Source organism: Staphylococcus sp. LCT-H4 (assembly GCF_001866145.1).
Lineage (GTDB): Bacteria > Bacillota > Bacilli > Staphylococcales > Staphylococcaceae > Staphylococcus > Staphylococcus succinus.
On record NZ_MODY01000003.1, the window covers coordinates 325,900 to 347,103 of the forward strand.

A 21,204-nucleotide genomic window follows, 5' to 3' on the forward strand; every position below is an offset into this window, starting at 1 on the left:
TAATTATTCAGTATAAGCACCAATAGCTCTAAATTTATTATAGCGATCTTCAACTAGTTGCTGCTCGCTTAATTTATTTAATTCTGATAAATGACGTTCAAACGTGGCTTTTATACTTTGTGCTTGTATTGCAATATCGTGATGTGCGCCACCTAATGGTTCTTTAATTACTTCATCTGCAATTTTTAATTCATGTAAATCTTCTGCAGTAATTTTCATTGTTTCTGCAGCAATTTTAGCTAAGTTACTATCTTTCCATAATAATGCTGATGCACCTTCAGGAGAAATAACTGAATATGTACTATTTTCTAACATAAGTATGCGGTTTGTAATGCCTAAACCTAATGCACCACCGCTACCACCTTCACCAATGACAATCGAAATCACCGGTACTGTAAGTGAAGCCATTTCAACTAAATTTCTAGCAATCGATTCGCTTTGCCCACGTTCTTCAGCCGCTTTACCTGGATATGCACCTTTAGTATCAATAAAAGTGAAAATTGGACGATTGAATTTTTCAGCTTGCTTCATTAATCGAATTGCTTTTCTATAGCCTTCAGGATGAGCCATACCAAAGTTACGATAAATATTATCTTTCGTATCTTTACCCCGTTGTTGTCCAACAACCGTTACAGCATGCCCATTTAAATAACCAATACCGCCCACCATTGCTGGATCATCACGATAATTACGATCCCCGTGTAGTTCAATGAATGAATCAAAGATGTGTGGAATATAATCTAATAACGTTGGTCTTTCTTGTAATCGCGCTAATTGCACACGATCCCATGGCTTAAGATTAGTATATATTTTTTCAGTTTCCCGAGCTAATGAAGCTTCAAGCATATCAATTTCTTCTTGTAAATCAACATCATTTTTTTCCTGTGATTCTTTTAAAGATTCAATTTTGTTTTTTATTTCAAAAAGTGGCTTTTCAAAATCAAGCATTCGTTTTCACCTCTTGATGCATTTTAAGAAAATTAGATAATGTGGTCTTCATTTCTTTTCTATGCACTACTTTATCTAATTGTCCGTGCTCTAATAAAAATTCTGCAGTTTGGAAGTCTTCTGGTAATTTTTCATTGATTGTCTGTTCGATTACACGTCTACCAGCAAAACCAATTAAAGCTTTCGGTTCGCTGATGTTGATATCACCTACAGATGCGAAACTTGCAGAAACACCACCTGTGGTAGGATTTGTTATGTATGAAATATACAATAATCCTGCGTCAGCATGCCTCTTCAATGATACACTTGTTTTACCCATTTGCATCAATGAAATGATACCTTCTTGCATTCTTGCGCCACCACTGGCAGAGAATAGTATGAATGGTAAACGGTTATCTGTACAATGCTCAATAATTCTACAAATTTTTTCTCCTACCACTGATCCCATACTACCCATTCTAAACCTTGCATCCATAACTGCAACACCATAAGGCACGCCATCTAATTCGGCTGTTCCAGTAACGACAGCTTCATTAAGTTTTGTTTTTTGTTGGTCTTTTTGAATTTTTTCTTCATAACTTGGAAAGTCCAATGGATTCGCAGAGGTCATTCCTTTATCAAATTCTTTAAATGTGCCTTCATCAGAAATAGCATTAATACGATTATATGCAGTTAACGCAATGTGATGATCACAATTAAAACAAACATTTAAATTTTCAGCCAATTCTTTGGTATACATGATTTTTTTACATTTTGGACATTTCGTCATTATGCCTGCTGGGACATCACTTTGTTTTGAATCAGATACCGTAACGTACTTTTTCTTTTTACTACTTCTATTGAAAAAATCTTTAAACATTGGTAAACCTCCACATAACCATCACTATCTTTCCCTTTACTTAAACATTAAAGTGTATAGAGATTAGAAATTATGATTATTATTTATCTAAGTCTGTTAATTTCATAGTCTTATTATAAATCTCTTCCGGATCAACATCCATTCTTGCTACACCTGATTCCATTGCTGCTTTTGCGACTTCTCTCGCGACTGAAGGTGCCACACGTTTATCGAATGGACCAGGGATACAATAATCTGGATTTAGTTCTTCTGGTTTTATCAAATCAGCAATAGCTTCTACTGCAGCTTGTTTCATTTCTTCATTAATATGAGTTGCTTCTACATCTAATGCACCTCTAAATATTCCAGGGAATGCTAACACATTATTAATTTGATTTGGAAAATCTGAACGACCAGTACCTATAACTTTAGCACCTGCTTCTTTCGCAACCTCTGGATTAATTTCTGGATTAGGATTTGCCATCGCAAAAATGATTGGATCATCTGCCATAGATTCAACCATTTCTTTTGATAATAAATCAGCTACAGAAACACCAATGAATACATCTGCATCTTTGATAACATCTTCCAAGCTACCTTCTATTTTATCTCTATTTGTCCATCTTGCAACATATGCTTTAGTATCATTCATACCAAATGAACGATCTTCATAAATCGCTCCCTTTGAATCACACATAATCATATCACGAACGCCATAAGAATAGAGTAATTTAACAATTGCCATACCAGCTGCACCTGCACCATTAAGTACTACCTTAATATCTGATAAGTCTTTATCAACAATGCGAAGCGCATTAATCATACCTGCAACCGTTACGATTGCCGTACCATGTTGGTCATCATGAAAAACAGGTATTTTTGTTTCTTTTTTTAATCTTTCTTCAATTTCAAAACAACGAGGTGCTGAAATATCTTCTAAGTTAATCCCACCATAATTAGGCTCTAATAATTTCACGGTATTAATAATTTCTTCTGTATCGGTAGTATTTAAAGCAATAGGTACACCGTCTATACCAGAAAAACTTTTGAATAACACGGCTTTTCCTTCCATTACTGGAATACTAGCTTCTGCACCAATATTGCCTAGGCCTAATACTGCAGTACCATCAGTAACCACAGCAACCGTATTCCCTTTCATAGTATATTCAAATACTTTTCTAGGGTCCTCATGTATTTCTTTACATGGTTCAGCTACGCCCGGTGAATATGCCAAACTTAATTCATCTTTATTGGTAACCTTCACCTTTGCAGCTACTTCTAATTTTCCTTGATTTTTTCTATGCATTTCTAGAGCTTCATCTCGCAAAGTCATGTAAATCTACCCCTTTACATTCAATTTAGTATAAATATCATTTCATATATATTTTTATTACACTCTAACGTAAATTACAAATGATATCGTTAACAAAAACAAAAATTACATTTGCACTGTTAATATTTGTAATAAAAACATATAGATTTATTTGTTATTAAATATGTCATAGTTTTAATTTCATGAAAATTAAAACTGATGGCAAGCTTATGTATAACCATCAGTCAACTATATCATAGTTTATAATGCTGTTAAAGTTAAATAATTCTAATATCCCAAGGAGAAAACTTTTGTATTAATTCCCTAATTGATGCATTATTACGGGCCACATAGCCTATTGTTTTAAAGTTATTCTGACCTTCTTGAAAGTATTCTACTGGTATATGGTCATTATCTTTATTTTGAGTAATGTATTGTTCTAATTCAGGTTCGTCATTTAAATTTCTAATAACAATTTGTTTTGCGTTATTAAAAATGTATGATTCATATGCTTCTATAGATTCTATTTGATTGATAATAAGTTGTTTCTTATTATTTCGATTATCAAACTTACCTCTGACAATAAAAACGTCGTCTCCATTTAATAATGACTCATATTTTTTATATGCATCAGGGAAAATGACACCATCTAAATTATTCAATCCATCATTCAATGTTACAAATGCCATGTTTTGACCATTTTTGGTGCGTATCTTTTTACTACTATCAATTTGAATTAATATTGGTTGATGATCTCGCGCATTCGTTAGTTTATAAATACCGAGATATTGTTTTTGCTCAAATGTCTTTTCAACTGGATGCGTAGACACATAAAAACCTAAATATTCCTTTTCATAATCACTTAATACTTTATCGGATAATTCACCTTTTTCTTCATATGTTGTTTTAGGCGTTAAAACATCGAATATAAATCCGTCCTGCTCAACATTAGACACATCATCCAACACTTGGTCAATAGCCTGTAATAGCGTGGCTCTATTTTTTCCAAATGTATCAAATGCACCTACAAGTATTAATGCTTCAAATAGCTTTCTTGATTTTATCCTTTTCGGTATACGTCTGGCAAAATCAAAAAAGTCTTTAAAATATCCATTTGCTTTCCGCTCATCAACAATCAATTTAACGCTTTGATAGCCTACGCCTTTAATTACACCTATCGATAAATAGATACCTTCTTTAGTGGCTTTGTAAAACCAATGACTATAATTAATATGTGGAGAAAGAATATTTAAATTTTGATGTTTTGCTTCATCAATAATTTGTGATGTTTTTTTCTCACTACCGATTGTGTTACTTAAAATATTTGAATAAAAATAATTGGGATAGTAAACCTTCAAATAACTCATGATATATGCGATTTTGGAATAACTCACTGCATGTGCACGTGCAAAGCCATAATCTGCAAATTTTAATATTAAATCAAATATTTGTTTACTCAAACTTTCGCTATAACCATTTTTTAATGCACCTTCAACGAAATGGTGTCGTTCACTTTCTAGCACAGCTCGATTTTTCTTACTCATTGCACGTCTTAAAATGTCCGCTTCACCATAATTAAATCCAGCAAACTTACTCGCAATTTGCATAATTTGTTCTTGATAAATAATAACTCCATATGTCTTTTTTAATATGGGTTGTAAATCTTCATGTAAATATTTAACTTTTGTAGAATCGTGTCTTCTTGAAATATAAGTTGGTATTTCTTCCATTGGACCAGGTCTATAAAGTGAAGTCACAGCTACGATATCTTCAAAATGTTCAGGTTGTAATTTTTGTAATACATTTCTAATACCATCTGATTCGAGTTGAAATATACCTGTGGTGTCGCCTCTAGATAATAGTTGAAACACTTTCTCATCATCAAACGGTATCTGTTCTATGTCTATGCTAACATTCATATCACTACGAACTTGTTTAACAATTTGATGTATGATTGATAAATTCCGCAGTCCTAAGAAGTCAATTTTCAACAGACCTACCCGCTCAGCTTCTGTCATAGTCCATTGCGTTAAAAGTCCTGTATCTCCTAAAGTAAGTGGTGCATATTCATATAAAGGATGATCATTAATAATAATTCCAGCTGCATGCGTAGATGTATGGCGAGGTAAGCCCTCTAACTTTTTACATATCTCAAACCATCGCTCATGCCTATGATTCCGGTGCACAAATTGTTTAAAATCCTCCTGAGCGTATGCTTCATCTAAAGTAATACCTAACTTGTGTGGAATCAATTTAGAAATTTCATTTAGCGTAATATCATCAAAACTCATAATTCTGCCCACATCTCTTGCTACAGCTCTTGCTAATAGATGACCAAACGTTACAATACCTGCTACATGATGGGAACCGTATTTTTCTTGAACATATTGAATCACCTTGTCGCGATGTGTGTCTTCAAAATCAATATCTATATCTGGCATTGTGACACGTTCTGGATTTAAAAACCGTTCGAATAAAAGGTTATATTCTATTGGATCCATAGTAGTAATATTTAATAAATAACTCACGAGAGAACCAGCAGAAGAGCCACGGCCTGGTCCCACTAAGATATCATGTGTTTTAGCATAATGTATTAAATCACTTACTATTAAGAAATAATCTTCAAATCCCATGTCAGTGATAATTTGATATTCATGTAACAGCCTACGCTTATATTGCGCTACTTTGTGTTCAGCTAAGTTTAATCGCTGTAAGCTACTTTCTAATAAACTCCACAAATAATCTTTAGACGGCTGATTATCTGTCGTTTTGAATTTTGGCAGCAAAGATTGGTGGTAGCGTAGTTCAGCATTACAAAGCGTTGCCAGTTCGTTTGTATTATGCCATATATCTTTGCTTAGGCTGAGTTCACTTAAATCTTGTTGACCATACAAATGCGCATCATAATCCTGTTGTTCACTTACTAAATCTAATTTCGAATTATCTTTAATTGCGGCTAATGCCGTTAACGTCTCAGCATCCTCCCGATTTAGATAGCATGTATTTTGTGCCCATACGATAGGTAAATCGTATGATACTTGACTCGTATGATTCACATATATATTCGCTTCCTTGTTAAACTCAGAAATAATAGTTTGATGTGATTGATCTACATTTTTAAATATGACAACAAAATTTTGTGAATATTTTTTCAACCACTCTACAGGGGTTTCTATTTTTTCTTTCATTTTGATAGCTGAAGATAACTTGAATAAATCTTTTAACCCTTGGTTGTTTTGAGCTAAGACGATTGTTTCAACCTCGGATAACCCATCTGTTACATAGATTGTCATACCAAAAATAGGATGCATATTCGCTGCTATACATGCGTCATAAAACTGTGGATAGCCATATAAAACGTTTGTATCTGTGATGGCTAAGGCTGTATAACCTTCTTTTGCAGCTTTAGTCACCACATCTTTAATTCTTAAACTAGAATTTAATAGATCATATGTTGTGTGAATATTTAAATGCGCAACCATCAACAAATACCTCCTTTGCTATTACAATTTATTATTTAATGCTGCTGCTAAATGATTAAATTGTTCCCAGTTTTCAACAGAAACGCCTGATGCATTCGGGTGTCCGCCACCACCAAAATCACTCGCAATATCATTGATTATAATACCTTTCGAACGAATTCTACATCTAATTTCTGAACCTTCATCCACACCAAAGACCCATATTTTGAGACCTTGAATATCAGCAATTGCATTTACAAAAAGAGATGCTTCGTTAGCCGCTATATCAAATTTTTCAAGAACATCTTTTGTAATAATTACCTTACAGAAACCTTTATCATTTAAATCAAAATTTTGTAGTACATATCCTTGGAAAGGAAGTAACTTAGGATCTTTTTCTCCAAGTTTGTTTAATTCTTCATTATGATTAAATGGGTATTTAAGTAGCTCGCTTGCTGCTTCTAAGGTATGTGGGGTTGTATTGTTAAATAAGAATCGTCCTGTATCCCCAACAATGCCAAGATATAATAAGCGAGCTACTGAAGCATCAATAATTGATAAATCATTAAAGTGATTGATGAAATCAAAAATAATCTCACTTGTAGAGGACGCTTCCGTATTAACAAAATTAATATCACCATATTGATCAACTCCAGGATGGTGATCAATTTTAATCAATGATTGTCCCTGACTAAATCTTGAATCACTGATTCTTGGGGAATTAGCGGTATCACAAACAATAACTAACGCATCATTGTACTGTGTATCTGTTACATCATCAAATGTACCAATGAAATCTAATGAAGGTTCCGCCTCGCCTACAGCATAAATATTTTTGTTTGGAAATTTCAATTGTAGATAGCTTTTTAATCCAAGTTGAGAACCGTAAGCATCGGGATCAGGTCTTACATGTCTATGTATAATAATTGTTTCTTTTTCATTTATTGCAGTCATAATTTGATTAAATTCTTTAGTCATATGCTTCTTCCTTTTCAAAAGTTATATTGTATTTTTACTAGTCTATCATCTGACAAATAATCATTGCTTTCGCTACTTGCTGTCCGTTACTAGACATTGTTATTTCTAATTTTGCAAAATTTCTACCTACATCTAACATATCATAATGTACATCAATTTCAGACTCTATTTGCACTGTTTTAATATATATAATGTTCAAACTTTCAATCATTACTTCAAGTTTTTTTAACTTTCTTATTTCGTATCGTACTGTTTCTTCTATAATTGCAACGAACACTGCCTTACTTAACGTTCCAAACTGATTAGTTAAGAGTGGCGTAATCTGCACTTGAATACCATCATTTGCAATCGTGATGTGCTTTGCTATTTGATCATTAATTGTTTCTCCCACTTGTGGTTGACGACTTAAGAGTTGCATTGCTGTCAGGACGTCTTTACGCGTGATTACACCGACTAGTTTTTTACTTGGCGTAGTGACTGGCAAAAGCTCTATACCTTCCCAAATCATCATATGAGCACAATTTGCTACAGTCGTTGTTAACTGTACATTAATTGGTGCTTTGGTCATAAATTGTGCAATGGTATCCTTTTCATCCATTTTTATAATTTCTTTACTTGTAACAATGCCTACTAGCTTCCATTGAGCATCAATAACAGGAAACCTTGAATGACCAGTTTCTCTTGCTTTTTTCTTGTAATCATTTAATGTCATGTTATCAAAAATAACCGTATGTTCATTTACCGATTTGACTATATCTTCAACAACTAATATTTCTTTTCGAATCATTTGATCATACATAGCTCTATTAATAATATTAGCTACTAGATATGTATCATAATTCGAAGATAATATTGGTAAATCATGCTCATCTGCATATTTTATAATTTCATTAGAAGTACTAAAGCCACCTGTGATCAAAACAGCGCTACCTCGTTTTAAAGCAGCCAATTGAACATCTTTACGATTACCTACTATTAGTAAAGTATGTGTACTCAAATATTTAACTACATCTTCGATTTCCATCGCACCGATTGCAAATTTTGTGAGGGTCTTAATTAATCCATTTCTTCCCCCTAGTACTTGACCATCAATAATCTTTACTACTTCACCAAAAGTTAATTGTTCAATTTGTTCTCTCGATTTCTTTTCAATACGAACAGTACCTACACGGTCAATGGTTGCGACTAACCCTATTTGTCCAGCATCTTTGATAGCTCGATAAGCCGTTCCTTCAGATACGCCTAAATCTTTCGCTATCTTTCTAACAGAAATTTTTTGTCCGACTGCTAGAGATTCTATATATGATAAAATTTGCTCATGCTTCGTCATTTTAATAACCTCATTTATTTTGAACAGTTTCTCTGCCATTATAACTTTTTATAACTAAAATTGCGATGCAACGACATAAATTATAGCGAATTTAAAAAATAAAAAGTTGAATCATACATACCATTGTTTATAAATAATACTATATAAAAAAATTCGTATGCAAAATCTAATTTTTTATTGGATAAATAGGGATAGTTTGATTAGAATGAATTTAAGGAGGGATGAACAATGTTCAAAAATATTTTACTTGGTGTTGATACAACACTTAAAAATGAAAAAGCACTTAAACAAGTATCAAAATTAGCAGGTGAAGGTACTGTTGTCACTATACTAAACGCAATTAGTGAACAAGATGCGCAGACATCAATCAAATCAGGTGTACATTTAGATAAATTGATTGAAAAACGTAGTGAAGGTCTTCGAAGTACTCGTGAAGCATTAGATGAATATGGTATCGAATACGATGAAATTATTGTACGCGGTAATGCTAAAGTAGAATTGCTTAAGCATGCAAATAGTGGTAAATATGAAATTGTCGTACTTAGTAACCGTAAAGCTGAAGACAAGAAAAAATTTGTCTTAGGTAGTGTCAGTCATAAGGTTGCTAAAAGAGCAAGCATCCCAGTACTCATAGTAAAATAAAAAACAAAGCCTGAAGCTCTATAAAGTGCTTCAGGCTTTGTTTGCCAATAAAGAATTAAAATTTAACTTCCTCGCCAGGATTAAGGATTTGCACCTCTCCCACTGTTACAGCATCTTTAAATTGTTGAGGATCTTGTTCAATTAACTCAAATGTATTGTAATGTACAGGTACTGTGATTTGCGGTTTAATAAATTCATTAATCGCGTAACTCGCATCATCAATCCCCATTGTAAAATTATCTCCAATCGGTAAGAAACACACGTCAACCGGATGACGCTCTGCAATTAACTTCATATCACTAAACAATCCTGTGTCACCGGTATGATATATTGTTTTACCTTCAACTTCTAGAATAACTCCCATTGGCATACCTAGATAAATTGAAATACCATCATCATTGGTTAAACTAGAACTATGAAAGGCTTGAACAAATTTTACTGAACCAAACTCAAAATCTGTTTTACCACCAATATTCATTGGTCTTGCATTCTCTACACCTTTATTTAACGTTACGTAATTTGTTATTTCAACAGAACTTACTACTGTGGCATTATTTTTATTTGCTAATTCTACAGTATCGCCAAAATGATCACTGTGACCATGTGTTAAAATGATATAATCAACTTCTAACTTATTAACATCTAGATCAGATTGATCATTTCCATTAATAAATGGATCTACGATTACTTTCTTTCCATTAGATTCAAAATAAATTGTTGATTGTCCATGAAATGATAATTTCATTTTGTTAATTCCTCCCATAATTCTATTTAATTTTAATATACCACGTTATTCTCTTTTTATAACACAGTAATAGCACATTCAAGTTAATTCATTAGTACCATTACGCAAATATTATAATCAATTGTACTTTAACAATATTTAATTTTTGAATTCCGCTATGAAGTAACCTAAAATTAAAACGAACACATATTTTAGGAGGATGATGACGAATGAAGTCTGAACAGATTATAAATGAATTGAAAAAACAACAAGCCGATGCGGCGTGGATTACAACACCTTTAAATATTTTTTACTTTACAGGTTATTTAAGTGATCCTCATGAACGTTTATTAGCATTATTGATTAAAGAGAATGGCAAACAAGTTCTATTCTGTCCACAATTAGAAGTAGAAGAAGTCAAAGCTTCTCCTTTTAAAGGTGAAATTATCGGTTATTTCGATACTGAGAACGCACTAGACAAGTATCCTCAAACATTTGAAAAATTATTAATTGAAGCAGCTCATTTAACTGTTCAACGTCAACGCGAATTGATAGAAGCATTTCATGTTCAATCATTTGGAGATATAGATCAAACAATTAAAGACTTGCGAAATGTAAAAAGCGAAAGTGAAATCAATAAAATTAAAAAAGCTTGCGAGCTTGCTGATAAATGTATAGAAATCGGCGTAGATTTTCTACAAGAAGGCGTTACTGAACGTCAAGTTGTAAATCATATTGAAAATGCGATTAAAGACTATGGCGTCAATGAAATGAGTTTTGACACAATGGTTCTATTCGGAGACCATGCAGCTTCTCCACACGGTACGCCTGGCGATCGTAAACTACAAAAAGATGAGTATGTCTTATTTGATTTAGGCGTCATTTATGATAACTACTGTAGTGATATGACTAGAACTGTACAATTTGGTACACCTAGTGAAGCAGCACAAAATATTTATAATATTGTTTTAAAAGCTGAACAAGAAGCAATTGCGGCAATTAAACCAGGTGTTACGATAAAAGAGGTAGATGATATCGCTCGTAACATTATCATTGATGCAGGTTATGGTGAATACTTCCCACATCGTTTAGGTCACGGATTAGGATTAGAAGAACATGAATATCAAGATATTTCAAGTTCTAATACGAATAAATTTGTTCCAGGCATGGTTGTTACAGTTGAACCAGGTATCTACGTCCCTGGTATCGCTGGTGTGCGTATCGAAGATGATATTCTAGTAACAGAAGATGGGAATACAAGTCTAACAGGATATGAAAAATGATTAAAGAAGCGGTTGTAGAAACAATTCAACAAGTAGAATATGCTATTGCGCATGGTGCTGATCGCATTGAACTATGTGATAACTTATCAGTTGGAGGTACTACACCTAGTCTTGGGATGATTGAAATTGCATCATCTTTATGTAGATTAAATAACGTTGCAATTGCAGTTATGATTCGTCCACGTGGCGGAGATTTTGTATACAATTTATACGACTTCGAAATCATGCAACGAGATATAAAAGCAATCAAACAACTTGATGTCGATTATTTCGTATTCGGCTGCTTGACAGAAGATCATGTATTAAATGAATGGCAAATGAAAACACTAAAACAATTAGCCGATCCTAAACCAGTAGTATGCCACATGGCCTTCGATGAAATTCATCAACGCGGTCAAATCAAAGCATTACATCAACTCATCAATATGGGGTTTTCTAGACTTTTAACACACGGAGGGCCTTCTAACACTAATCTCTTTGATAATTTAAATCAACTAGGTAAACTTGTAGTTAATTCAGGTGGTAATATTGAAATTATGCCCGGTGGTGGATTAAATAAGGATAACGTAGAAGCTTTAATTGCTGCATTTCCTTTTCAAGAAGTTCACGGCACTAAAATCGTCTGAGGTCATTCGCTTTATTCATTAAAACAAAAAATGGCAAACCTAAAGTAGATTTACCATTACAGACTGTCGACAAAAGCTCAAACTTTGTCGACAGTCTTTTATATTCAAAGTTAATATAAGCATGTGCTCATCCTGTAAGCTTAGAATCATACTTTGCACAGGCAGTCATGCGAAAACCACTTTATTATTTTATTACAGAGTCAATATCTTTATATGGCAATTGTAGCGCTTCAGCAACGCCTTTATTTGTCAATTGCCCATCGATGGTATTTAACCCTAATAATAACGCTGGGTTATCTTGTAAAGCCTTTAAATAACCTTTCCCAGCCAGTTGTTGTGCATAAGGCAAAGTGGCATTATTTAATGCTATTGTTGATGTACGTGGTACTGCACCTGGCATATTTGCTACCGCATAATGAACCACACCATGTTTTTTATATATTGGATCATCATGTGTAGAAATACGGTCGGTAGTTTCAAAGATGCCGCCCTGATCTATTGCAATATCAACTATTACTGCACCGTCTCTCATTTTTTTAATCATGTCCTCAGTAACAAGATTTGGCGCTTTAGCTCCTGGGATTAAAACTGCGCCAATAACTAAATCACTATCTTTCACACATTGTTCAATGTTTAATGGATTAGACATAATCGTATGTACTCTTCCATCAAACAAATCTTCTAATTCTTGCAATCGTTTTGGATTAACATCCAAAATAGTAACATCTGCACCAAGGCCCAATGCAATCTTAGCTGCGTTTGTTCCAGCTTGACCTCCACCGATAATGGATACACGTCCTTTAGAAACACCAGGAACGCCACCAAGCAAGATACCCATGCCACCTTTATATTTTTGTAAAAACTCAGCACCAATTTGAGCAGACATACGACCGGCAACTTCACTCATTGGTGTCAACAATGGTAAAGAACGATCTGGTAATTGCACTGTTTCATATGCTATGCCTATCACTTTATTGTCCAATAATGCCTGCGTTAATTTATTTTCATTAGCTAGATGTAAATAAGTAAAAAGAATTAGCCCTTCTTTAAAAAATTGAAATTCTTCTTCTAACGGTTCTTTAACTTTCATAACCATATCTACATTCCATACGTCAGCTGGTTCATTTACTATTTTTGCCCCTGCATCTATGTAATCGATGTCCTCAAAATATGAACCAAATCCTGCTGATTTTTCTACAATTACTGTGTGGCCTTGCTCTACTAATGCATGTACACCACTTGGTGATAAACTCACCCTATTTTCGTTATTTTTTATTTCTTTAGGAATACCAATAATCATTCCATCCACCTCCAAATTTATAGTAACGCGGATTTTATGAAAGCGCAATCAAAGTTATGAGTACTTTTACAACATATAAATTGTGTTAATATTCTGTCAATAATGATATAATGTAAGTAAGAAAAATAAGGAGGTTATTGTGATGCTAACTTATAAAAATATTTTAATAGCAGTAGATGGATCACATGAAGCGGAATGGGCATTTAACAAAGCAGTAGATGTAGCAAAACGTAATGAAGCACAACTAACAGTTGTCAACGTAATTGATTCCAGAACTTATTCTTCATACGAGGTTTACGATGCACAATTCACTGAGAAATCTAAGAATTTCTCTGAAGATTTGTTGAAAGGCTACAAAGAAGTTGCAACAAATTCTGGTGTTAAAAATGTTGAAACACGCTTAGAATTTGGTTCTCCAAAAGCAATTATTCCTAAAAAACTAGCAACAGATGTTGGCGCAGATTTAATTATGTGTGGTACTTCTGGTTTAAATGCAGTAGAAAGATTCATTGTTGGCTCAGTTTCTGAAGCTATTGTACGTCATTCTCCTTGTGATGTATTAGTCGTGCGTACTGAGGAGATTCCAGAAGATTTCGAACCACAAGTAGCGACAGATAAATTAAGATCACAATATCAAGCACATTAAGATTAACTCTGTAAGAAAGTCTTATCTTCTTACAAAACTATGCATAGAATATAAACAAACCAAAAACTATATAGTAGTCTTTGGTTTGTTTTTATGTGTTAAATTCAAATTTTAAATAATAACAGTATATTAACAACTCATTTAATAGCTGCGACATACCATCTCTGTTTAGTACATTTAACAAAGCCTTAATTAAAAATTTATACACCCTTCATGTGCAACGTTTATGATTAAATTCAACCCTATTAAAGAGAGGAGCATGAAACATTCATGAATTTATGTAATAAATCATTGATTATTGGTTTGATAGCATTTTCAGTCTCACCTTTAACTTTACATGCTAATAATGCTTTGGCACAAAACCAATCTATATCGCATAATGTAGATCGTATGAAACTCATAGATACTAAAACGATACCCTACAATCAAACATATAAAGAAACTACAATTGGCGGGCTATCAGGTATTACATATAATCCACAAAATAATAAGTGGCTAGTAATTAGCGATGATCGATCAGAACAAAATCCTGCTCGATTTTATGAAGCGAAATTGAATTATAATAATGACACATTTAACAATGTCAAATTCACTAAAGTTCATACACTTAAACAACCAGATGGCAGTACCTACCCAAATAAAGCACAATATAAAGAGAAACAAACAGGTCAGGTCGTTGACGCTGAATCGATACGTATCGATCCACTTCACAATCAAATTATGTATACAAGCGAAGGAGATCGTTCTCTTGCATTAAACCCATTTATTAGACTAGCGACAACCAATGGTAACTACTTAACCGACATTCCAATTAATAATACAATTAAAATGGATCATCACGCAAAGAAAGGCTTTCGCAATAACTTCGCATTAGAGGGCAGTACATTTTCAAATAATGGACAAACCCTTTGGACTTCAATGGAGGGACCACTCATACAAGATGACGCACTACCAACACCTGAATCCGGTGCATTATCTAGAATCACCCAATACGATCGCCAAGGCAATACATTATCCGAATTTGCTTACCCACTCGACGCTGTACCAGAGAAGCCTGGCAAAGGCAGACCTGCAGATAATGGAATTTCAGAAATGTTAGCAATAAACGACCATGAATTTTTAACTTTGGAACGTGCAAGTGTTCAATCCGATGATGGTTCCTACAAAAATTTTGTACGTATTTATAAAATAAATACGAATAAAGGCACAGACATAAAAAATAAAACATCTCTCAAACACGCTAACGTCAAACCACTAAAAAAAGAATTAATTGCTAATTTAAATCATCATGACATTGAAAAAGTAGATAATATCGAAGGTATGACGTTTGGTAAAAAACTTCCAAACGGAAATGATAGTTTAGTATTAGTAGTTGATAATAATTTTAATAAAACACAAAAAACAGAACTATTAGCTTTCGAAGTGGTACCAGAAAAAAATTAACTAGACTCTGTAATATAAAAAGACTTACACATCGTAAAAAATGTGTAAGTCTTTTTTAATTCATGAACGTATTATTTTACGTTTCCAAAATCTACAACATCGCGTGCTATCATCACTTCTTCATTCGTAGGTATTACAATAACTTTGACTGGTGAATGAGGATAGTTAATAAAGCCTTCCTCGCCATGGATTGATTCATTTTTCTTAGCGTCCCAATAAACACCCATAAATTCTAAACCTTCAAGTACTTTTGCTCTTACCGGATCAGAGTTTTCCCCAACACCAGCAGTGAAGACAATAACATCCACACCATGCATACGTGTAGCATAAGAACCAATATATTTATGAATACGAGATGCAAAGACATCGACTGCTAATTGCGCTCTTTCTTTACCTTCTTTAGCTTCTTCGATTATATCTCTTAAATCACTTGAAGTACCTGAAATACCTAATAAACCAGACTCTTTATTTAAAGTATTGAGTACTTCTTCAGCGTTTTTACCTGTTTTTTCCATGATAAATGGAATTAATGCAGGGTCAATATTACCTGAACGTGTGCCCATTGTTACACCTGCCAATGGTGTGAATCCCATAGAAGTATCTACAGATTCCCCGCCATCAATAGCTGCTATAGATGCACCATTACCAATATGGCAAGAAATTATACGTAATTCTTCTACTGGTTTACCTAAGATTTCAGCCGCACGTTGTGACACATACTTATGACTTGTACCATGGAAACCATATTTACGAATGCCATACTCTTCATAATATTGGTAAGGTAAACTATATAAGAAAGATTTCTCAGGCATCGTTTGATGGAAAGAAGTATCAAAGACAGCCACATGTGGAATATCTGGTAATAGTTTACGGAATGCACGAATACCCATTAAGTTTGCTGGGTTGTGTAATGGAGCCAACTCGCTTAATGATTCAATTTGTTTTTCAACTTCATCAGTAACAAAAACAGAGTTAGGGAATAATTCTCCACCATGAACAACACGATGACCCGTACCATCAATGTCATAAATACTTTCAATAATCCCATGATTTTTAAAGCTTTCAAGCATAATATTTACAGCATCTTCATGATTTGCAATATCATTTATTTCAGTGTTTTTCTCTCCATTTACGTCAATAGTGAAAATAGAATCCTTCAATCCAATTCGTTCAATTAGTCCTTTAGTAACAATTTTCTCTTCCGGCATTTCAATAAGTTGAAATTTCAAAGATGAACTACCAGCGTTAATGGCCAAAATTAATTTTGACATAAGCCTAATGCCTCCATTTTTAATTAAGTTTTAATATCCATATCTATTTAATCATTAATACAGTACGAATTCAAGAATATTACAGTTTAATTTTGTGGATGATTTTGATCCATCCATGTATTTAAATCTTGTAAAAAACCTTGGAATTGTTGCGGACTTTTGAAATCTGGAATATTTGCCAATAATACTTCAACTGGCTTAGTTACATTAGTTTCTTTTTTCTGTAATACTAGTATTGATTTACGCGCTTTTTCATTTTTGAAAAGTGTAGAAGGTAAATTTAAAAATGCCTGCATTTCTGTTTCTGTAGCAATGAAATTTTGTAACTGTTTCACATTTGAACCTTCAAATATGTTACTAGGTACCACTAAGAATGCATAACCAGATTTTTTCAATGCTGTAACAGCTTGTTCAATCAATAAAAAGTGTGAAAAACTATGCCCTTCTTCAAAACCTAATGCCATTTGTTGACTTCTTTCATCAACTGGGTAATAACCAATTGGCAAATCACCAACTACTACCTCTGCATCTTCAAAAGGTAATGGCATAATTGCATCTTGAGGGTAAACATCAAAAGGTATTTCTAAAAAGTTAGCTAAATGAACACTTACTCTTGAAAGTACTGGATCTACCTCTACGAGATGATGCATAATCTTTTGTTCTGATAGTACTTCGTGTACTGAGGCACTAAGGTGTCCTGCACCACTAGCCATATCAGCAATATGCAACTCTTCTTTATCTTTCAAGAAACGTTTTACAAGAAACCCTAAAATTAAACCGATTGAATCTGGTGTAATTTGATGATTGGCTTGAATTTCTTCTTGTTGTAGTAAACTTAAGTAAGAAAATTGAAATGCTTTTCTTCTATCTTGTAGTGTAGCTTGTTCTAGCAAATCTCTTTCACTTGTATAAACATGCTCCATTGCTAAACCTAAGTTTTCAATAAAACTTTGTCCATTATCTTCATTTAAAGCTTTTGCTTTTTCATCGAGTGTTTTAAATAACTTCTCCATTACTGTTTCTTCTTGTGTCATCTAATAGTCCTTTCTAAAAAAACTGTCCATAATACGTTTGAAATTAAGTTAGCTCTCTCTAACTTACATTACCAAATAATTATGGACAGTATACTTTATAATGTCAATGATACTGTTTGATTGTTTCACTATAATTCATCGAAGTGACAAGTTTATCAATCGAACATATATTCAAATTAAATATTGCGATAAGCTTCTAAAGCAGCTTCAAAATCTGGGAAATCAGTTCCTTCTGAAACAATTTCAGTATAAACTACTTTATTATTTTTATCTAAAACAAACACTGAACGTGCTAATAAACGTAATTCTTCCATAACCACACCGTAATTGCCTCCAAATGAAAGGTCTTTGTGGTCACTTAAAGTGATTACGTTGTCTAAACCATTTGATGCACACCATCTTTTTTGTGCAAATGGTAAGTCAGCAGAAACAGTTAATACAACACCTTCTTCTTGTGCTGCTTCTTCGTTAAATTTACGTGTTTGTTGATCACATACACCTGTATCTATAGATGGCACAACACTAATTAATTTCTTTTGACCATCATAAGTTGATAAATTAACTTGATTTAAATCATTGTCTAACACTGTAAAATCTGGAGCTGTTTCTCCTTCTTTTACTTGCGATCCTAATAATGTAACTGGTTCTTGTTTAAATGTAATTTGCGCCATGTGAACGCCTCCTATATTAAGTGCTTACATCGTTCATTATAACTGTTTAAGCTCATTTTTTAAAACTTTCTTACTTGAAAATGTGTTGAATTACTTTAAATAGAACAAATCTTCTAATTTATTTTTAATTACGACAGTTCCAGCGAAATAATCATGAATCCCTCTGTGTTTATTCGTAAATATAGTTACTAGGTATGGTAAATTACCAAAGACACCACTAATTATACGCCCTATCCATTCTCTAAATAATACATCGCCCCATGTTAATGACTGTCTATCTATACGTTCTACTCTAATGTTACATATCATTTTTCCAATGGTTTGTTTGAAATATTTAGTTAACAATACAAAATACAGGTAAAAGACGATCGCGTCTAACAGATGACCAACACTAAAATAATCAATCCATAACTTAACCGTATCTATATGTGTCAAAGCATAGATTGGTTTTAATATTATGCTGTGAATACCAAAGACAATCAGTAAATCTATAATAAAACTACAGAATCTTATACCAAAGCCTGCATAAAGCGCCTTTACCAATTGATTATGGTACATGGCCTCAGTCTCTGAACATTCAGTAATAATATCTTTTTCTGAATTTTGTAATGGCTCATTTTTTAAATTCTCCATACTTCCACCTAACCTTCATAAAGATACATTGGTCGTGTCTTTGTATCATTATTTATTACTGATTTTAAACTTTTAAATTCATTCGTAAAATGAGTTAAATTTGTTTTCGTTTTAAATATAGAAGAGAATAAACCACCTTCTTCACTATATTCAAAGACTTCTGCATTTTTTGAATGAATATCATTTTTCAATGCTTTTAATGTCTTATCTTCATAACCAATTTCATCAATCAGACCATTTTTTTCAGCTTGTTGCGCACTATAAATCCGGCCATCAGCTAATTTTCTAACTTTACTTTCTGGCATGTTTCTGCCATCTTTCACTATTGTAACGAAGCGATTGAAACTATCATTTAATGCAGATTGTAAAATGTCTCTTTCGTCATCCGTCATTGCTCTAGAACTACTTAAAATATCTTTATGTTCCCCTGATTTGATCACATTTTCTTTAATACCTAATTTCTTTTGCAAGCCAGAATAATCTACATTAGACATGATAACGCCAATAGAGCCCGTCAAAGACTGAGGGCCAGCATAAATTTTATCTGCAGGTGCAGAAATATAATATCCACCTGAAGCAGCCATACTTCCCATATGTACATAAACTTCTTTACCTTGTTTCTTGATTTCTTTAATTTTTTTATAAATTTCGTCGCTCGGGTATGATCCTCCGCCAGGCGTATTTACCGATAACAACATGCCTTTGACCGTGTCATCTTTTTCCACATTTTCTAATTGCTTTAAAAATGCTTCATGGTTATACCCACTACTTTCAAACATGCCGCCACCTGAACCCTCAGTGATTTCTCCATTTAACGTTAAATGCGCTATGCGTTTATTAGAATCACCTTCTTGTTCAATCGTTTCAGTAAACGGATCTATTTTTGAAGAGGATGTATCACTAAATAGTGAGGACACCACGGATGAGATAGAACTAATCACAATTCCACCTAATACAATTACCACTGCTATGATAATCGCAACTATTCTTTTCTTTGACATTTGTAAACACTCCCAAGACTTAAATTTAAATGTATGATCATATTAATTTAAACATAATTATTTATGTTGTGTATATATTTACAGATATTTAATATAAAATAAGCACAAATCTATATTCCACTATTAAACCTGACTTATTTATAAATAAATTAAAAAGCCAATTAGATTTTAAAAATCTAATTGGCTTGTCTTTAAAATGTATAGCATTATATCATAATTTTCATATTAATTGCATGACATAGTCATATGTATTTTTTAATATCAATATTGCTGTAACAACTATAAATAATGTTTTGACATAACCCACACCTTTTTTAATCGCAAACATTGCACCTACGTATGAACCACAAATCATACTTGCCGCCATTATTAAACCATAAAAATAGTCTACTTGATGTAAAAAGATAAATAATATTAGTGCACCTAAATTAGATGCGAAATTTAACACCTTTGCATTACCTGCCGCACCAAGAAAATCAAAACCAAACATTAGTAATACAAAAAGCATGAATGAACCAGTGCCTCCACCAAGGAAACCGTCATAAAATCCTATTAAGCACATTAAAGCAATAAATAATATTGCTTTTCCAATCGATAATTTAGAAAATGTACGTACACTGCCCCAGTCTTTTTTTATTAATGTATAAATCATGACTAATGTTAATACTACGATTACTACCGGTTTTAATAATTGTGATGGTAAAAATGTCGCAATACTCGCACCACCTATTGCCATTAAAAAGATAAATGGAAATAATTTACCCACAAGTTTTAAATCGACATTACCAGATCTCAGAAAGCGAAATGCGCTGGTCATAGAACCGAACGCACTCGCTAATTTATTAGTTCCTAATGCCATTGATGGCGACATACCTACTGCTAATAGTGCTGGAATAGATATCAATCCACCTCCACCGACGACTGCATCAATAAATGCAGCCAGAAACCCAAGTAATATGACAATAATCACTATTGAAGTATCCCACTCTAACATCACGTCACCCTTTTCTATTTCAACCATGTCCTTTATTAAGATTATTTTAAATTAATAAAGCTGTATAGA

Annotated in this window: 19 protein-coding genes; 5 read left to right on the plus strand and 14 right to left on the minus strand. The window is 33.2% G+C overall.

The features are described 5' to 3' along the window. Positions 1–3: 3 nt before the first annotated feature. The 6 genes from BK821_RS10495 to BK821_RS10520 form a co-directional block, all read right to left on the minus strand. On the minus strand, positions 4–948 hold the full coding sequence (locus tag BK821_RS10495; RefSeq protein ID WP_046836686.1) for an acetyl-CoA carboxylase carboxyltransferase subunit alpha: 945 nt from the start codon (positions 946–948) through the stop codon (positions 4–6). Then, positions 941–1,807 carry an acetyl-CoA carboxylase, carboxyltransferase subunit beta gene (gene accD / locus BK821_RS10500; RefSeq protein ID WP_046836687.1) on the minus strand — a complete coding sequence of 289 codons (867 nt, stop codon included), beginning with the start codon at positions 1,805–1,807 and terminating at the stop codon, positions 941–943. Before accD ends, BK821_RS10495 begins: the two co-directional genes overlap by 8 nt. A gap of 79 nt (positions 1,808–1,886) precedes the next feature. Beyond that, complete coding sequence (gene ystJ, locus BK821_RS10505; protein WP_046836688.1) at positions 1,887–3,119, minus strand: NADP-dependent malic enzyme; 1,233 nt, start codon at positions 3,117–3,119, stop codon at positions 1,887–1,889. Between the two features lie 257 nt (positions 3,120–3,376). After that, entirely contained in the window at positions 3,377–6,580 is a 3,204-nt protein-coding gene (locus tag BK821_RS10510) for a DNA polymerase III subunit alpha (protein WP_071331647.1), read from the minus strand. 21 nt (positions 6,581–6,601) lie between these two features. Next, a complete protein-coding gene (locus tag BK821_RS10515; protein ID WP_046836690.1) occupies positions 6,602–7,537 on the minus strand; it encodes a DHH family phosphoesterase in 936 nt (311 codons plus the stop codon). A gap of 37 nt (positions 7,538–7,574) precedes the next feature. Next, complete coding sequence (locus BK821_RS10520; RefSeq protein WP_046836691.1) at positions 7,575–8,867, minus strand: DRTGG domain-containing protein; 1,293 nt, start codon at positions 8,865–8,867, stop codon at positions 7,575–7,577. 228 nt (positions 8,868–9,095) lie between these two features. Between BK821_RS10520 and BK821_RS10525 the strand changes: the two genes are divergently transcribed. Beyond that, positions 9,096–9,509, plus strand: a complete 414-nt coding sequence (locus tag BK821_RS10525; RefSeq protein WP_046836692.1) for a universal stress protein — start codon at positions 9,096–9,098, stop codon at positions 9,507–9,509. A 55-nt stretch (positions 9,510–9,564) separates the two neighbouring features. On the opposite strand, the gene BK821_RS10530 is transcribed toward BK821_RS10525, so the two are convergent. Next, the gene (locus tag BK821_RS10530) at positions 9,565–10,254 is read right to left on the minus strand and encodes a metal-dependent hydrolase (RefSeq protein ID WP_046836693.1); all 690 of its coding nucleotides are present in this window, start codon (positions 10,252–10,254) and stop codon (positions 9,565–9,567) included. 209 nt (positions 10,255–10,463) lie between these two features. Here BK821_RS10530 and BK821_RS10535 point away from each other — a divergent pair, with 209 nt between their 5' ends. After that, entirely contained in the window at positions 10,464–11,516 is a 1,053-nt protein-coding gene (locus BK821_RS10535; protein WP_071331648.1) for a M24 family metallopeptidase, read from the plus strand. Beyond that, positions 11,513–12,142 (plus strand): copper homeostasis protein CutC, encoded by a 630-nt coding sequence (locus BK821_RS10540; RefSeq protein ID WP_046836695.1) that lies wholly within the window; start codon positions 11,513–11,515, stop codon positions 12,140–12,142. Before BK821_RS10535 ends, BK821_RS10540 begins: the two co-directional genes overlap by 4 nt. A gap of 184 nt (positions 12,143–12,326) precedes the next feature. On the opposite strand, the gene ald is transcribed toward BK821_RS10540, so the two are convergent. After that, a complete protein-coding gene (gene ald, locus BK821_RS10545) occupies positions 12,327–13,442 on the minus strand; it encodes an alanine dehydrogenase (RefSeq protein ID WP_046836696.1) in 1,116 nt (371 codons plus the stop codon). Between the two features lie 142 nt (positions 13,443–13,584). On the opposite strand from ald, the gene BK821_RS10550 reads away from it, so the two are divergent. Further along, complete coding sequence (locus BK821_RS10550; protein WP_046836697.1) at positions 13,585–14,088, plus strand: universal stress protein; 504 nt, start codon at positions 13,585–13,587, stop codon at positions 14,086–14,088. A gap of 270 nt (positions 14,089–14,358) precedes the next feature. After that, positions 14,359–15,531, plus strand: a complete 1,173-nt coding sequence (locus BK821_RS10555; protein ID WP_071331649.1) for an esterase-like activity of phytase family protein — start codon at positions 14,359–14,361, stop codon at positions 15,529–15,531. Between the two features lie 71 nt (positions 15,532–15,602). On the opposite strand, the gene BK821_RS10560 is transcribed toward BK821_RS10555, so the two are convergent. The 6 genes from BK821_RS10560 to BK821_RS10585 form a co-directional block, all read right to left on the minus strand. Then, on the minus strand, positions 15,603–16,802 hold the full coding sequence (locus BK821_RS10560) for an acetate kinase (protein WP_046836699.1): 1,200 nt from the start codon (positions 16,800–16,802) through the stop codon (positions 15,603–15,605). Positions 16,803–16,888: 86 nt separating this feature from the next. Further along, positions 16,889–17,836, minus strand: a complete 948-nt coding sequence (locus tag BK821_RS10565; RefSeq protein WP_046836700.1) for a class I SAM-dependent methyltransferase — start codon at positions 17,834–17,836, stop codon at positions 16,889–16,891. Positions 17,837–18,012: 176 nt separating this feature from the next. Continuing rightward, complete coding sequence (gene tpx / locus BK821_RS10570) at positions 18,013–18,507, minus strand: thiol peroxidase (RefSeq protein WP_046836701.1); 495 nt, start codon at positions 18,505–18,507, stop codon at positions 18,013–18,015. A 90-nt stretch (positions 18,508–18,597) separates the two neighbouring features. Further along, entirely contained in the window at positions 18,598–19,140 is a 543-nt protein-coding gene (locus BK821_RS10575) for an RDD family protein (protein WP_071331650.1), read from the minus strand. An 8-nt stretch (positions 19,141–19,148) separates the two neighbouring features. Beyond that, a complete protein-coding gene (gene sppA / locus BK821_RS10580; RefSeq protein ID WP_046836703.1) occupies positions 19,149–20,141 on the minus strand; it encodes a signal peptide peptidase SppA in 993 nt (330 codons plus the stop codon). A gap of 220 nt (positions 20,142–20,361) precedes the next feature. After that, positions 20,362–21,135, minus strand: a complete 774-nt coding sequence (locus BK821_RS10585) for a sulfite exporter TauE/SafE family protein (protein WP_046836704.1) — start codon at positions 21,133–21,135, stop codon at positions 20,362–20,364. Positions 21,136–21,204: the final 69 nt, after the last annotated feature.